General features: G+C 44.7%; 13 protein-coding genes. 9 read left to right on the forward strand and 4 right to left on the reverse strand.

Annotated elements, in window-relative coordinates:
• Positions 1-152 precede the first annotated feature (152 nt).
• The 5 genes from QZ942_RS10575 to QZ942_RS10595 all read left to right on the forward strand — a co-directional run bounded on the left by QZ942_RS10575 (position 153) and on the right by QZ942_RS10595 (position 8,498).
• Positions 153-2,465 carry an EAL domain-containing protein gene (locus tag QZ942_RS10575; protein ID WP_292995367.1) on the forward strand — a complete coding sequence of 771 codons (2,313 nt, stop codon included), beginning with the start codon at positions 153-155 and terminating at the stop codon, positions 2,463-2,465.
• A gap of 170 nt (positions 2,466-2,635) precedes the next feature.
• Positions 2,636-3,382 (forward strand): hypothetical protein, encoded by a 747-nt coding sequence (locus QZ942_RS10580; RefSeq protein ID WP_292995369.1) that lies wholly within the window; start codon positions 2,636-2,638, stop codon positions 3,380-3,382.
• A gap of 669 nt (positions 3,383-4,051) precedes the next feature.
• Positions 4,052-4,441: a hypothetical protein gene (locus QZ942_RS10585; protein WP_292995371.1), complete on the forward strand. Its 390-nt coding sequence runs from the start codon at positions 4,052-4,054 to the stop codon at positions 4,439-4,441.
• 381 nt (positions 4,442-4,822) lie between these two features.
• A complete protein-coding gene (locus QZ942_RS10590) occupies positions 4,823-6,427 on the forward strand; it encodes an ABC-F family ATPase (protein ID WP_292995373.1) in 1,605 nt (534 codons plus the stop codon).
• Between the two features lie 697 nt (positions 6,428-7,124).
• On the forward strand, positions 7,125-8,498 hold the full coding sequence (locus QZ942_RS10595; RefSeq protein ID WP_292995375.1) for an ammonium transporter: 1,374 nt from the start codon (positions 7,125-7,127) through the stop codon (positions 8,496-8,498).
• 66 nt (positions 8,499-8,564) lie between these two features.
• On the opposite strand, the gene QZ942_RS10600 is transcribed toward QZ942_RS10595, so the two are convergent.
• Positions 8,565-8,924 carry a helix-turn-helix domain-containing protein gene (locus QZ942_RS10600; protein ID WP_292995377.1) on the reverse strand — a complete coding sequence of 120 codons (360 nt, stop codon included), beginning with the start codon at positions 8,922-8,924 and terminating at the stop codon, positions 8,565-8,567.
• Positions 8,925-9,058: 134 nt separating this feature from the next.
• Here QZ942_RS10600 and QZ942_RS10605 point away from each other — a divergent pair, with 134 nt between their 5' ends.
• The 3 genes from QZ942_RS10605 (at position 9,059) to QZ942_RS10610 (ending at position 10,637) form a co-directional block, all read left to right on the forward strand.
• The gene (locus tag QZ942_RS10605) at positions 9,059-9,769 is read left to right on the forward strand and encodes a glutathione S-transferase family protein (RefSeq protein WP_292995379.1); all 711 of its coding nucleotides are present in this window, start codon (positions 9,059-9,061) and stop codon (positions 9,767-9,769) included.
• A gap of 516 nt (positions 9,770-10,285) precedes the next feature.
• On the forward strand, positions 10,286-10,480 hold the full coding sequence (locus tag QZ942_RS14120) for a DUF547 domain-containing protein (protein WP_366836390.1): 195 nt from the start codon (positions 10,286-10,288) through the stop codon (positions 10,478-10,480).
• 31 nt (positions 10,481-10,511) lie between these two features.
• Entirely contained in the window at positions 10,512-10,637 is a 126-nt protein-coding gene (locus QZ942_RS10610; protein WP_292995381.1) for a hypothetical protein, read from the forward strand.
• 28 nt (positions 10,638-10,665) lie between these two features.
• Here QZ942_RS10610 and QZ942_RS10615 read toward each other — a convergent pair whose 3' ends face one another.
• From QZ942_RS10615 to zigA, 3 genes are all read right to left on the reverse strand, one after another.
• Positions 10,666-11,130, reverse strand: coding sequence for a Fur family transcriptional regulator (locus tag QZ942_RS10615; RefSeq protein ID WP_292995383.1), 465 nt, complete (start codon positions 11,128-11,130; stop codon positions 10,666-10,668).
• Positions 11,131-11,248: 118 nt separating this feature from the next.
• Positions 11,249-11,905, reverse strand: a complete 657-nt coding sequence (locus tag QZ942_RS10620; RefSeq protein ID WP_292995385.1) for a DUF1826 domain-containing protein — start codon at positions 11,903-11,905, stop codon at positions 11,249-11,251.
• A 1-nt stretch (position 11,906) separates the two neighbouring features.
• A complete protein-coding gene (gene zigA / locus QZ942_RS10625; RefSeq protein ID WP_292995387.1) occupies positions 11,907-13,115 on the reverse strand; it encodes a zinc metallochaperone GTPase ZigA in 1,209 nt (402 codons plus the stop codon).
• Between the two features lie 342 nt (positions 13,116-13,457).
• Between zigA and QZ942_RS10630 the strand changes: the two genes are divergently transcribed.
• On the forward strand, positions 13,458-15,659 hold the full coding sequence (locus tag QZ942_RS10630; protein ID WP_292995389.1) for a TonB-dependent receptor: 2,202 nt from the start codon (positions 13,458-13,460) through the stop codon (positions 15,657-15,659).
• Positions 15,660-15,762: the final 103 nt, after the last annotated feature.

A 15,762-nucleotide genomic window follows, 5' to 3' on the forward strand; every position in this document is an offset into this window, starting at 1 on the left:
GTCGAGAATTAAATCGTATTACCTTGATGAAGTAATGGCCGACACGGAATAAGAGCAACCATTTTCCAACACTTAGATCGTGTCCGCGTGACAATTCCCGAATCTCAGTGAGTAGTTGCTATCCCCTAAAACAACACGCTCTGTCTATTGAGATGATTAAAAATTATACCAATCGATCCAAGTCCCAGCTTCTTGAAGAGATACAACGGCTACATACCGAACTTGCTGCTGTCAATCTGATGACAGAAGAACGTACAACTGCGCTTTATATCAGTGAAGAGCGGTTTTCTCTGGCGATGCGTGGCGCTAACGATGGGCTTTGGGATTGGAATCTTGAATCGGATGAAGTCTATTACTCACCGCGCTGGAAAAGTATGCTGGGGTATGGAGAAAATGAACTTGATAATGACTTGAACACCTGGGCAAATCTGGTTCATCCCGATGATAAGGACAGAGTGCTCGAAAAGGTTCAGGATTACTTGGTTGGTCAAGCCGATTCATTTGAAGTTGAAATGCGTATGCATCATAAGGATGGACACGAAGTTTATGTCCTCTCCCGAGCATTTCTTGTAATTCGCGAATCTGATGGTAAGCCAATTCGGCTGGTTGGAACACATATTGATATGACAGAGCGTAAACTGGCAGAAATATTTGATAACAAAAATGCCGAAATTCTCGAGATGATTGCAATAGGGCGCTCCGCATCTGACATCTATGATGCGATTGCGCTATTGTATGAAGCCCGCCATCCTGGAATGCGATGTTCAATGCTTGAATTAGAGCATAACAAGCTTCTGCACGGAGGGGCTCCGAGCTTGCCAAAGGCATATTGTGACGCCATAAACGGTCTGGAAAACGGACCCAATGTCGGATCGTGTGGAACATCCACTTATACAGGACGGCGTGTTCTCGTTGAGAATATTGAGACAGATCCTAAATGGGAAAAAATCAAACAATACGCCCTACCCCATGGCATGCGTTGTTGTTGGTCTGAACCCATCAATGCTTCCAGTGGAAAGGTTTTAGGTGCGTTTGGCATGTACTACAATCATCCTGCGCTTCCTAATACAGCAGAATTACATGATCTTATCGCTGCAGCCCGGCTTGCGGGAATAGTCATGGAACGGGATCAGACTCAAAAGCGCATACGAATACTCGCCTATACCGATGAACTAACCGGTCTTGCCAATCGCGCCGCTTTTTCTCAGCACCTTGCAGAAATCACAAAAACGTCTGCCCGGCATAACCGTCGTTTTGGATTGCTATATATTGACCTAGACGACTTCAAGGCTGTTAACGACAGTCTTGGGCATGATGCTGGTGACTTGCTGCTTAAGACCATTGCAAAGCGTTTGGTCAATACATGCCGTGAAATTGATTTTATTGCGCGTCTTGGAGGCGATGAATTCTGTATTCTCATTGAAGAAATAGATGCTGATTATGCAGCCAATGTCGCGAAACGTTGTCTTGATGCGATAGCGCAACCGATCGAGATGTATTCCAGAAAACTCACACCGACTTGCAGTATTGGAATCGCATATTACCCGGATGATGGAAAAGATCTGTCAGCATTATTAAAAGCAGGAGATACCTCGCTTTACACAGCAAAGGAAAATGGAAAAAATCAGTATGCTTTCTATAAAGCGGAACTTACCCAACAAGCTGAGCATCGTTTTCATGTTGAGCAAAACTTAAGGAAAGCAATCGAAAAACAACAATTGTCCTTGGTTTATCAACCGCAAATTGAAGTCAATACCGGAGAAATCTTTGGTTTCGAGGCACTGTCACGATGGCATCATCCGGAATTAGGCCAAGTCCCGCCAATTGATTTTATCGCCACAGCCGAAAAAATCGGTATGATTAAACCACTTACCGAATGGGTGTTAAGAACAGCCTGTAGCCAATTAGTCGCCTGGAAGAAAGAAGGCTTTCACTCGCTTCGTATGGCAGTAAACATTTCTCCAAGCCTTTTTCTCGATAAAGAGTTTGCGTCACTGATTAAACGTATTATTGAAGAAGTAGGAATAGCCCCAGCTGAGCTGGAGTTAGAAGTGACAGAGAGCATTGTGCAGACCGACCCACGCAATCTTTCCATATTTCAAGACTTGAAAGACCTGGGTGTTTTACTGGCAATTGATGATTTCGGAACAGGTTATTCATCTTTTGCTTCTCTTAAACACCTTAAGGTTGATTGCCTGAAAATAGACAAATATTTTGTTAACGATATGCTTGTTGATAAGCAAGCACTGACTCTAATTAGTTCGATGATAGAGATGGGACACAAACTGGGATATGGAATAATCGCTGAAGGGGTTGAGAAACCAGAACAATTGAATATTCTTAGAAGCCTTGGATGTGAAAAAGTGCAGGGTTATCTGTTTAGTACACCAGCCAATACCGATACAATCTCAAAGTTACTTGTACCCCGTCAGCGCAAATTGGACAAAATGGCGTCAGGCACATAACCAATAATTCTTATTCTTTCGAAACATTGGGTGGTGAATTTGATTTTTCATCCTATCGCAATGTAGCGCGATATTTGGATACGATCTTATCGAGACCTGCATATAAACCACTTGATGCAAATGCTGAGAATTGACTCGTATTGCATGAGAAAACTATAGCCGATCCGCACATGTCCATCCCCTTCGAGTATTGGTTGCATCACGCAATTTTCTACGCATTATTATTTTTAATTCATTATGCGTGCGGATTATTAGTCATTCATCAAAATTTCAAAGTTAACTACACGCGCAAAATAAATCATTTCGCATTTTTCTTTCTGCCGACTTTACTGTCATCCGTCATTGAGTATCCCTATAGCGCAACAACATTTTTCATCGATGTGGTCTGCGCATTTATTTTTCTGACATTTTTTATAGCGCCCTTGCGCAATAAGGTCAGGGTGCTTTCCGTGATGTTCTGCTCGTTTGATAGGCCGGAAGATAGACCATTTACATTGACTTGGCTTTACACACAGTTTATCGCAAGCTACTTGGTACTCATCCCCTTGCTGGCTTACTTCGAAAGCCGCGACATGCTACCGCTCATCATGATCATCATTATTGCCAATGGTGTCGGTGACGGTCTTGCAGAACCCGTCGGGATAAGATTCGGTAAAAGAAAATATACGACTTATGCGCTTTTTACCAAGCAAAAGTACGTTCGAAGTTATATGGGCAGCGCCTGCGTATTGATGACCACTGTGATTGCGATATTGGCATTTCACCAATACTTCAGTTCCACTCAGCTAGTTGCCGCGCTACTTCTAATGCCGATCCTGATTACCTTAGCCGAAGCTTTTTCTCCCCACACCTGGGACAGCCCACTCATCTATGCAACCGGGGGCGTTTCACTAATCGGTATTTTTCATTATTTGTAATTCGATGATCAATCGAGACACGTGGAATAATAGCTGTATCAAAAAGCAACATGATCCCAACCCGGAGCCACTGGATAAAATTTTCTGCATGCTGCCGAACTGGGGTATGAACAAATGATATTGGGATTTCTAACGTCATCTCAACCAACCGTCCTTAATGATCGTTAAAGCTCTGCAATTCCTAGTCGATATGTTTCAAGAAATTCAACTTACTAACATTCAAGCGGATACCGGTTGACTGTCCACATTTATTTCTTTTATTAACTAGGAAAAAAGATGATAAAAAACCTCAACAAATGCAACTCACACCCGACATCGGCACCGGTGATACTGATGAGCCTAATCTTCTTCGCTACGCTCATGCTGAGCAGTTTAGCCAAGTCGAGTGAACTCCCCGTGGCGCCCACCAATTTAAAAGCCCATGTCGACTCAACAACCAGCGTGACCTTGACCTGGAAAGCGTCCTCCAATGGGACGATCTATCACAAATACATGGTCTATCGAAATAACAGCTTGATAGCTTCGTTGGGCCCGGTTCTTTCCTATAGTGACACCGAATTAACTGCTGAAACAATCTATTCTTATACTGTAAGTGCGTGCGATATATGGAACGATTGTTCGGAGAAGAGCGCCTCCGCAACCGTACAGACACCTAACCCGAACAGCTCAATGTCTGTGTCGTCCAGCACGTCTGGCCCTATCACAGCACAAACCATCATGGGGATGCTGACTGTCGACAGCAATGATATGGGCAAGCTAGGCAGTGTGTTCGTCGCTGTCATTCTGCCCAACAACGTGGGTGGCGGAGCCTATTTTCTGAATAGCAGTCTGGAATGGAAACAGTTCACGAGTTGCGATAACACGCCCGCATACCTCACCACCACGCTCTCAACCCACGACAAGATATCGATCATCGTCACCCCGACAGACTTGAGTAATATTGCAGGCACTCAAATTTATATCGGTTACGGCCTAGGCAGCGTCCTATCCCCGGCCGGATTTGCTTGCACCAATATGCTCAACAATAAAACTTACAATTTGGCGTATACCATCAAGTAAATTAAAACACCGCATCCTGACTCAGGAACAATCCCTCCTATACTTGCTTTCAACACAGTATAGGAGGCGCATCAAGCAGCATGAAATAGAGTTAACAAAAATAATTGCCAAGCCTGTCACTAACAGTTTCTGCACTTGCAAAGCATAAGCCCAATTGCCGTTTTCAATCTTTGTGCGTGATACGATCACATGAAAAGACTTTGCAATTGATCGCTTTCGCTTGGTTATATTTAAACCATCTGCTTTCTTCACAATTCTATTCTACATTTCAGCTACAACAGCTTCATTTCCAATCGAAAGTTATTAACACTCACCGTAACCCTAAAAAAACCTTTAGAATGTCGGCCCTTCTCTTGAAACAATAACCCTTAGGTACAGACTTTGATTACAACAGCCAATATCACCATGCAATTTGGTGCCAAACCACTCTTTGAAAATGTTTCCGTAAAATTTGGCGGGGGTAATCGCTATGGTTTGATTGGCGCGAATGGTTGCGGCAAGTCAACGTTCATGAAGATTCTCGGCCGGGATCTTGAACCCACTGCGGGCAATGTCATGGTTGACAGCGGTGAACGGGTGGGCAAGCTGCGTCAGGATCAATTCGCTTTTGAAGATTGTTTAGTCATTGATACGGTACTGATGGGGCACGCGGAGTTATGGCAAGTCAAACAGGAGCGTGACGCCATTTATGCCAATCCGGATGCCACGGAAGAAGAATATATGCATGCCGCCGAACTGGAGTCTCAATTTGCCGAACTGAATGGGTATTCTGCCGAAGCGCGCGCCGGAGAGCTGCTACTTGGGGTAGGCATCCCCTCTTCCCAGCATCAGGGGTTGATGAGCGCAATTGCGCCAGGATTCAAGTTACGCGTGTTATTAGCACAAGCATTATTTTCCGATCCGGAAATCTTATTACTGGATGAGCCGACCAATAACCTCGATATTAATACCATCCGTTGGCTGGAAGACATCATCAATGCCAGCAAAAATACCATTATCATCATCTCCCATGACCGGCATTTTCTGAACAGCGTATGCACGCATATGGCTGATCTGGATTACGGTGAACTACGTATCTATCCCGGCAACTATGATGACTATATGATCGCCTCGACCCAGGTGCGCGAGCGCATGTTAACCAATAATGCCAAGAAGAAAACGCAGATTGCCGATTTGCAGTCTTTTGTCAGCCGTTTCTCGGCAAACGCATCGAAAGCCAAACAAGCAACCAGCCGTGCGCGGCAGATCGAGAAAATCAAACTGGAAGATGTCAAACCATCCAGCCGCCAATATCCTTATATCCTGTTTGAAGTGGATGACCGGGATAAGCTGCATCGTCTCGCTGTTTCCATCAAAGAAATCAGCAAGCGTTTCGCTGGAATGGACAAACCTTTATTTGATCACTTGAACTTGGACATAGAAGCCGGCGAAAAAATCGCCATCATTGGCCCTAACGGAATCGGAAAAACCACGCTGCTGCGTTGCCTTGTAGGCGAGCTAATACCGGATTCCGGTACGATAAAATGGCCCGATAAGGCACGCCCCGGGTATTATCCGCAAGATCATGCGGCTGATTTTGAAGAAACCCTGTCATTGACCGAATGGATGGACCAGTGGCGGCAAGGCAATGATGATGATCAAACGATCCGCGGCACATTGGGCCGATTATTGTTCTCCGGCGATGACGTCAAAAAATCCACCCGCGTAATCTCTGGCGGAGAACAGGGCCGCATGCTCTTTGGCAAGTTGATTCTGCAGAAACCGAATGTTTTGCTGATGGATGAACCGACCAATCATCTGGATATGGAATCCATCGAATCACTGAATAGCGCACTGGAGAAATATACCGGCACTTTGATTTTTATTTCCCATGACCGGGAATTCGTTTCTTCACTGGCCACACGAATTCTTGAAATGAAACCGGATGGTATGAATGATTTCAAGGGCAATTATGAGGATTATCTTAGATCACAAGGGATTGAATAGTTTATAGCATTCTCCGATTTCTCATTGGCTATATGCCGCCTGTTTTACAGGTGGCAACGATCGCTAATTTCAGGTCTTTGTGTTTTGTACAGAAATCTCAGACAAAGATTTTGCAATCAGCCGTTATTGCTGCTTTGGTATATTTAAATCATTTTTCCTTAAAGCATTGCGAACACTTTGAATGACACAGTCTTTGCTGAATTTAACGCATATCCTCATTTAGTTTTCAGCGGTAACAGCAAACTAAAGGGCATTAAAGCGGTGGAAATGTGCGTTGAGCGTTGAGTAAAACATATTTCCATGATTTTCTTTGTGACTTTTATCACGCAGTAAATAAAATTTGTAAAATGAAGAAAATTTGATCTTTAAGACATAGCGCCTAAAGCTGCATCTTAAAATTCTGTCTTATCCGGCACAGACATAAACACCGGTTTCTATTGATGATTATTCTTTCTCATACTCAAATCTCATTGCAAAAATAATCATTAATCTATTTAGACCCTATTGTTTTAAAGGTAATTAGAGTTCAAACTCCTACCCGGGGATGAATCTGTATTCAAATTAAAACACGCTCTGAGGGTCTCGCCATAGAATGTGTTGATCAATTAATGCAGCGATATTAATAACTAAAGTTCTACCTGGCATAAACAGTGTTTCCCCGGAAATATCCCAAACAACCAAAATAAGGAAGAATCATATGAACAAAGGCTTTTGCTTGACACTACTGAACGTAGTGGGGCTGTTTCTCCTAGGTTTCAGCAGTTGGGTCAGCGCTAGTGAAGTAGCAGCTGTTGTGAGTGAAGCGCAAGTAGTTGCAAAGTATAATTACATTATCAACATCTTGACCATGCTTCTGGTCGGTTTCGGTTTTCTCATGGTATTTGTCCGCCGCTATGGGTTTGGCGCGGTAACTGGCACCTATCTGGTTGTCGCCGTTGGACTTCCTCTTTACATTTTGTTACGCGCGAACGGTATCTTTGGTCACCAGTTATCACCGCACACGCTGGATTCGTTGCTATTTGCCGAGCTATCAGTCGCCACGGCATTAATCGCTATGGGTGCTGTACTAGGGCGTCTACGTGTTTTTCAATACGCATTGCTCGCTCTATTAGTCGTTCCGCTTTATCTGTTAAATGAATGGCTGGTGCTTGATGATGCGATTGGCTATACCACCGGATTTAAGGACTCAGCCGGTTCCATTGTTATCCATGCATTTGGTGCCTATTTTGGATTAAGTATGTCCATCGTGCTCACCACAGCTTACCAGCGCAGCAAGCCGATCGAATCTGATCACACCTCTGATCGCTTTGCCATGTTAGGTTCCATGGTGCTTTGGATATTCTGGCCAAGTTTTGCCACGGCACTAGTACCTTTAGAAAATATGCCGCAAACGGTCGTCAATACATTACTGGCACTCTCCGGCGCGACGATTGCCACCTATTTCCTCAGTTCCAAACTGCACAACGGCAAAACCTCCATGGTCGATATGGCTAATGCGGCGTTGGCAGGTGGTGTAGCTATTGGTTCTTTATGCGATGTGGTATCCCCAACCGGCGCATTTGGCATTGGTTTGCTGGCAGGCACGGTTTCTGTTCTAGGTTATGTATTCCTGCAACCGGTATTGGAATCCCGATTCAAACTCGTCGATACCTGTGGCGTGCATAACTTGCACGGTATGCCTGGATTAATAGGTGGACTCAGTGCTTTCTTCGTAGTACCGGATATCGCAATTGCGCAATTCAACGGCATCATGATTACCCTTATCATTGCCATTACCGGTGGATTGATCGCTGGTGCCATCGTCAAAGCGACCGGTACCACACGCGAGCCTTATGAGGATAGCGTAGAATTTACACACCTTTCCGGCCCTGAAAAAGAGAACTTGCCGGAGCAATTACAAACGCGCGTGGAAGTTCTGGAAACACGTGCCGCTAAACCACAAGCCCCAGTTGAATCACCAGAAACCAAAGCATTGGTAGCGAGACTGGAATCCCGCATCTTAACTCTGGAAAGTAGAGTTGCGGCAGCACAGACGCAAAATACTGAGGCAAAACCAGAATCACAGAGTTAATAGCTCTTCAAGTTTAGCCCCCCGCTGCTTTCAGCGGGGGGCTTTATTATCTAAGGTAAGTGATCACTATTCATGAGATTTAAAAACGGTGGCGTCAGGATAATAAACCTTTCCCCAATTGACTAAAGCTTCTAATACCGGCCGCAAATCCTCTCCCTTTTGGGTTAATTCATATTCGAAGCGCACCGGTTTTTGCTGGTATGCATGCTGCACGATAATCCCGGCAGCTTCGAGTTTTTTCAATCGATCTGCCAGAATATTTGTCGCGATTTGCTCTGGTGATGACAGAAACTCTTGGTATCGCCTTTTTCCCAGCAACAGATCACGGATAATCAGCAAAGACCACTTATCCCCCAACTGATCTAGCGCGCAAGCAATCGGGCAATGCGATCGCTCAAAGATGGTCTTGTCAGAATTGTTCGTCATACGCCAAAAACCTTACTCAGAAAATAACAGAATGGCAGTAATGTAATATACTGACTTGCAATTAACAAGCTTATAATATAAAGTAACTTGCACTATACAAGTAACGGTGAAATTATTACCAATAAGGAGCTGACATGTTAAAACTTTACCAATTTGAACGCACTTGGGGTATTCCAAATTTAAGTCCTTTCTGTTGCAAAATAGAAACCTACTTGCGCATGGCGGAGATTGAATATGAAATTAAACCGGCGCTTCCATTAGGCGCACCCAAAGGAAAACTGCCCTACATCGAAGATAATGGCCAAGCCTTGGGTGATTCGCGTTTTATCATCAGGCATCTCAAATCAGCATACAAGGATCTGGATGAAGGGCTGTCCGAAGAAGAATTGGCCCTATCGATTGGCATGCAGCGATTGCTTGAAGAACATTTGTTTTGGGTTGCGCTCTATTCGCGCTGGCAATACACGGATGAAAATTGGCAAGTCAACAAACAAGCGATTTTTGGCGGATTACCGCCCATCATCCGGGATATTGTCGCCAGTGGCTGGCGCCGCAAAATCAAGCGGCAGATTTTGGGTCATGGCACCGGCAGACACCAAGCTGAAGAAATCTTCGCACTCGGCAAACAGGATATGGATGCCCTATCTGCAAGTATCGGCAACAAGCCTTATTTCTTGGGCGATCAACCCACTACGCTGGATACTACAGCTTTTGGGTTGCTCATCAATATCATCGGCTGCCCCATTGAATCACCGTTGAAGGAATATGGCCTAGCCAAAGACAATCTTGTCAATTATGTTGATCGAATCGAACGTGAGTTTTATCCTGATTTGCAAAGCACTTGATACTTACCTTGAGCAATGGAATACCCTCATGGCAATTAAGCGATTTCTACTGATCATGCTGTCATGCATCACCGCAAATACTGCATCAGCGACCCGATTTGACCATACAATTTGAGATGATTTACTGCGCGAGCATGTTTACATGCTCAACCTAAACAAGCCAGTCAAGTCAATTACTATGGAATTACGCTCAATCATGGTCAGTTACAAAAATATTTATCACAACTCTCCGCGGTTAAGAGAAGTGATTTCTCTGGCTGGAATCAATCCGAGCAACTTGCATTCTTGATCAATTCATACAATGCTTTACCGTCGAAATAATTCTACGTAGCTATTCTTCGATCGCGACCCTGCGGATTTATGCGCCGGTCGCGCTGAGCTGGAAGTCGCAATTGATCTCCATGATGAAAAACCAGCGGGAATTAGAATTCATATCGTTACTGGGTGAATTCCTGTCATTAAACGCGACTGAAAATGAAATGCTACGGAAACCGGTAAATTTCAACGAACCCCTGCATTCACTTTGCGTTTAATCGCGCATCCACCGGTTGCCCGGCACTGCGCAATAGAGCCTATACCGGCATGGAACGCGAGCAACAATTGAAAACGGCCGCACGCGCCTTTTTATCGAATCGGTCACGCAACAAAATTAACGAAGAAGCAGAAAAACTTGAAGTTTCTGAAATCTTTGATTGGCTAGTATCGCGATGACTTTGAACGCGGCTGGCGGGAGTGGTCTAGCTTGGCACAGTTTTTTGCACACTACCGTGATAGCCTGACCGATACACCGCGCGCATTCGAATTATTTGTTTCCGAAAATGCTGAAATCCAATTTATCGAGTTTGATTGGATGCCCAATGAAAAATAATAATGTAACTACTACCGACGCAAATTCATTACTTTGATTTGTTTTGACAATGTTCACAAAACCCGTGTAATTCCAATTGTTTTTTATTTAATGCGAAGCCTGTACTTTGAATACCGCGTTCCAGCTCTGACATTATCTGCTTTTTGATACCTATCTCTTTCACTGCATGACAACGGTCGCAAATCAGAAATTGTGGCATTTCATGCGGGTGATCACAGGTAATATGAGCGCAGATCATGTACTGACCGGCTGTTTCAAGTTTGTGCACCAACTTTTCCTGAATCAGGAAATCCAGCATACGATAAACGGACATGACCGGCAGTGCTTCATTAAACTGGACTTTATATCTTTCGACAATTTCATAGGCAGAGAGCGGAGTCGATGCGGTCAATAGCACTGTAAGCACATTCTTTCGCTTACTGGTTAGTTTAGCTCCCGTCAACGCACAAGCTTCTTGTGATTTCTTAAGGATCTGATCAATGTCAGCTGGCATTCTGTTCGGCTTCCAATGGTATAGTAAGTAAATTTGCCACAAGATTATAAATTGCAATTGCGCGTCTATAACAGAGATGCACTTTAGTATGGATAGATTCATTACACAACAGTAAAATTTAAACAAAATCGAGCGTAAGCAGTAACCGTGTTTCATTGTCATTAAGAGACGGTGAACGATGAATAACGCCCAACCCTTCATTTCCTTCCCATCCGTCCCCTTTGAGCAACGCAACATCCCCTTCGCTTAAATGTTGAACGATATCGTGCTCAACCATTGATTCCTTGCTGGCTCCTAACGCTGAACGATCTATTATTCCTTCTCTGTCTAACCATTCTGTTCCTTTGCCCGCATAGGTCGTCACCAAACGGCACGGCACTTTATCCGCATGGAAACGTGGACACATGGTTTTATTTAACACCAGCAACCGTAAGCCTACTTGATCAAGATCGAAAAGACAGGAAAACATATCAACTGCCATTGCAACATCCTCGATAAAGCAAATGCTCATAGAATGGGCGGGTAGCGATCCCTTTAATACATCAACCACGCTCTGAACACTGACCTGCCGTATCAACTGGAAATCGACATATTCTTGCTGCAAATACGCCGCATACATTCTAACGTCAGGCGCAATAGAACGTTGCAAAATGCACATATTAATCTGCGTATCATAAATTTGCGCCAGTACTTCAGGTGCATAACCGCTAACATAAGTGCTTTGCGCAGGCATCACTTGATTGAGTGAATGATCAGTCGCAGGATATGTTTGCATATTAATCAGGATCCCAGGAAGGAAAAGGATCTTCCAAGGTATTCCAGTATTCCTTGCCAGCATGCAGTTCTGCATCGGTCAACAGACATTCGTCCAACCATTGACAAACTGCTTGTTGATTAAGATTCTGACCAATAAAAACCAATTCCTGCCGCTTATCCCCAAATGGTTCAACCCACTTCGCTGCAATAGATGCCAAATAGTCTTTATCGGTAGGCCATTGTTTTTTAGGCACCGCTTTCCAAAACATACCGCTATAACTGTATCCTGCAATGCCCCCGGCCTGGTTCCACTGCCCTGCATAATCTGGCCGGGTTGCGAGCCAAAAATATCCTTTCGAGCGAAGTAATCTACCTGCCGGCCATTCATGATGTAGAAAATCATAGAATTTCTTCGGGTGAAATGGTTTCCTTGCGGTGTAAACAAAGCTGCTGATTCCATATTCTTCGGTTTCCGGAATATGTTCTCCACGTAACTCTTTCAGCCAGCCAGGTGCTTGCTGAGCTTGTTCAAAATTAAATTTTTGGGTATTCAATAACTTGGATAAATCAACCTGACCATTCTCAATCGCTATGATTTCCGCCTGCGTATTGAGACAACTTAAAATCCCATGCAAGCGGGTTAGCTCCTCCTGCGTAATCAAATCGATCTTGCTGATCAAGATCACATCGCTAAATTCAACTTGATCGGTCAATAGATCGGCAACGCTACGTTCATCGTCTTCCCCCAGGCTTTCTCCAGTGTCCTGAAGCATTTTTGCTTCTTCAAAATCTTTAAGGAAATTGACCGCATCAACCACCGTCACCATGGTATCCAATCGCGCAATATCGGATAAGCTGACACCCTCTTCATCTGCAAAAGTGAATGTTTCTGCAATCGGTAGCGGCTCCGAAATTCCTGTCGATTCGATCACCAGATAATCAAACTTTCCTTCGGTAGCAAGTTTACGTACTTCAATCAAAAGATCTTCGCGCAAAGTGCAGCAGATGCAGCCATTGCTCATTTCTATCAGTTTTTCTTCGGATCGATTGAATGATATTTCCTGCTCAATAATTGATGCATCGATATTGATCTCACTCATATCATTCACGATAACCGCAACTCGTTTTCCTTCCCGGTTATTAAGAATGTGATTTAGCACAGTCGTTTTACCTGCGCCCAGAAAACCAGAAAGTACAGTGACTGGCAAAAGATCAGTTGTTGTATCCATAGTGTGATTTGTTCGCTATTAATAAATTTTATGTTGCTTGATAATAGTTATGTTATATCATATCATTTAAATAAAGCAATACTACTGCGCTTGAACTTTTAGGCGACGTCTAGATAACTCTACAATTTACATGAGAAGAAACATATTTTTAATGCATTCCCTGAAATTAGAAGTTTTGAATCGATCCACACTTATTACATCCACACGCTGATCGAGAGAAAAGAAGCAGGCAAGCGTGATATGTGCAATCGTTTCCAGAATCTATCTTTCAGATATTTATCGAATCGAACACCAGAAACACGCTCCTGGCAGTGGCAAATAGCAGCAAGTATCTTATTAGTTATGGGAACGTCAAATCAGGCTCTAGCAACTGATGAGAAACCAAGTAATTCCGTTCAAACGAAAGGAGCACCCATTTCTATCGAGAATGAATCCGTGATCAAACTTGAACCCATAAAAGTAATTGGCATCGTGCCCGATCAGCATCCAAAACCCAATACCAGCGTCTTGAAGGGCAGGTCTCTGCGTTTGCAGCAAAGCGATACGCTAGGTCAAACTCTTGAGACGGAATTGGGTGTGAGCAATGCTTCTTTTGGCCCAGGAGTTGGCGTCCCTGTGATCCGTGGCTTAACCGGATCCCGGGTGCGTATTTTACAAAATGGCATTGGCACCCATGATGCAACCAGTCTCAGCCCGGATCATGCCGTGGCAATCGACCCGTTGTTTGCCGAAGAAATCAAAGTCATGCGTGGCCCGGAAATAGTTCGCTATGGCGGCAACGCAATTGGCGGCGTTGTCGACGTTAATGATCAGCGCATACCTGAAAAGCGCGCCAAGAAACCAATCAGCGGTTCTGTTGAGAGCCGTTATGATACAAACGGAGACGGCACAAATTCCGCCTTTAAATTGAATATGGGAAAAGATCAATTGGCGTTCAATTTGGGCGGTTTCTTTCGCCAGCGGGGTGATACTCAAATTCCCGGCAAAGCAATTGATGAAACTTTCGCAGAACAACAGTTCGGTCTGACGGGAATACAAAATATCAGTGGCAAAATCCCGAATACCGATAGCAAAGGAATCGGTGGTTTTGCCGGTGTTTCATGGGTGGGCAATAATGTCATGGCAGGCATGTCGGTCAGTCACACAGATAATCGCTATGGAATACCCAAAGGTAGCCATAATCTGGATCCAAATCATTTGGGTGGTCTGGAAACGATCTTGCCCAGACTGAGGGATTTGACTGGCTTTGAGGATATTTTTGGACTCCAGGCCTTGTTCCCGAATATCCGTATCAATATGCAACAAACCCGCTACGATTTTAAATCTGAATGGTACGCGCCGATGCGTGGAATCGAAAGTATTAGTTTCCGCTATGGGCTGGTCGACTACGGACATACCGAGGTGGAAGGTGGTTCGCCTTTCACCAAGTTTAAAAATGATGTCGGCGAGGGCCGTGTCGAAGCGCGTCACAATGCATTACCTAACCTAACCGGCACCTTCGGCGCACACTGGATAGATCGCAAATTTTCCGCCCTCGGCGTCGAAACTTTCGTACCACCGACCAAGCAACAGTCATTGGGTTTTTATACCACGCAGGATTACACCTGGAATAAATGGATAGTGCGTGGCGGCCTCCGCTTCGAACAAGCGCACGTAAATCCCAGCGCCAGCGAATTGAAACTGCGCGGCAGCGCCCTGCCACCGGTGCCTTTGCCCAATGCGCTTGACTATCAGGCACTCTCGGCTTCCTCAGCCGTCCAGTGGAATCCGCTACCGGATGTTGCGCTAACGCTGACATTGAATCGCGGCAAGCGTCCCCCGGATATACAGGAATTGCTTGCGCTCGGCCCGCATTTATCCACCCGCAGTTTCGAAATCGGGAATGTGCAATTAAAGAATGAAACTGTGAACATGGCTGATTTCGGTTTTGACTGGAAATCCGAACGCATCAGTGCACGGATCAATGGCTATTATAACCGTACCGACAATTATATTTATCTGCGCAATACCGGTCTGGTCTACGAAATTGACAACGAAGTGATCCGCCAGCGCTGTGTCAGCGACTCGGAATGCGTATCGATTTTCGCTTACGACCAACGCAATGCCGAATTTGCCGGTTTCGAATCCAGGATTGACGCAACCCTCTATAAAATGCCGCGGGGCAATGTGCTGCTGACCGTGTTCTCCGATTATGTACGCGGCCGCTTTGTCAATGGCGATCGCGACGATGTGCCGCGCATGCCTCCGCTACGCTACGGTGCCGAGCTGGGATTTGGCAATAGTCTATGGAATACCGCGCTACGTTATACCCGCGGGGAAACACAAATTCACCCGGGCAAAAATGAAACATCCACAGGCGGGTACCATTTATTAACCGCAACGGCGGATTATCAAATCAAAGCAGGCACATGGGGTGATTTGTGGCTGTTTGCCAAAGGGTACAATCTGTTGGATGAAGAAATACGCAACTCGGTTTCTTTTTTACGAAATTTCGCACCGGAACCAGGACGAAGTTTTGTATTCGGGTTGCGCGCCTCCTTTTAGTCAATCTGCTTAATGACAAGACCACGGCAAGAATTGCATAGAATGAAAATCAAACTTACATGACCAACCGTATCCGATTTTATTTGCTGATTGTTGCGCTGTT

Origin of the sequence: Nitrosomonas sp. (assembly GCF_021731985.1) — a bacterium.
Lineage (GTDB): Bacteria > Pseudomonadota > Gammaproteobacteria > Burkholderiales > Nitrosomonadaceae > Nitrosomonas.

Coding starts and splice junctions, on each gene's coding strand:
- QZ942_RS10575 (WP_292995367.1), top strand. CDS start 153: ATGATTAAAAATTATACCAATCGATCCAAGTCCCAGCTTCTTGAAGAG.
- QZ942_RS10580 (WP_292995369.1), top strand. CDS start 2,636: ATGTCCATCCCCTTCGAGTATTGGTTGCATCACGCAATTTTCTACGCA.
- QZ942_RS10585 (WP_292995371.1), top strand. CDS start 4,052: ATGTCTGTGTCGTCCAGCACGTCTGGCCCTATCACAGCACAAACCATC.
- QZ942_RS10595 (WP_292995375.1), top strand. CDS start 7,125: ATGAACAAAGGCTTTTGCTTGACACTACTGAACGTAGTGGGGCTGTTT.
- QZ942_RS10600 (WP_292995377.1), bottom strand. CDS start 8,924: ATGACGAACAATTCTGACAAGACCATCTTTGAGCGATCGCATTGCCCG.
- QZ942_RS10605 (WP_292995379.1), top strand. CDS start 9,059: ATGTTAAAACTTTACCAATTTGAACGCACTTGGGGTATTCCAAATTTA.
- QZ942_RS10615 (WP_292995383.1), bottom strand. CDS start 11,130: ATGCCAGCTGACATTGATCAGATCCTTAAGAAATCACAAGAAGCTTGT.
- QZ942_RS10620 (WP_292995385.1), bottom strand. CDS start 11,905: ATGCAAACATATCCTGCGACTGATCATTCACTCAATCAAGTGATGCCT.
- zigA (WP_292995387.1), bottom strand. CDS start 13,115: ATGGATACAACAACTGATCTTTTGCCAGTCACTGTACTTTCTGGTTTT.
- QZ942_RS10630 (WP_292995389.1), top strand. CDS start 13,458: ATGGGAACGTCAAATCAGGCTCTAGCAACTGATGAGAAACCAAGTAAT.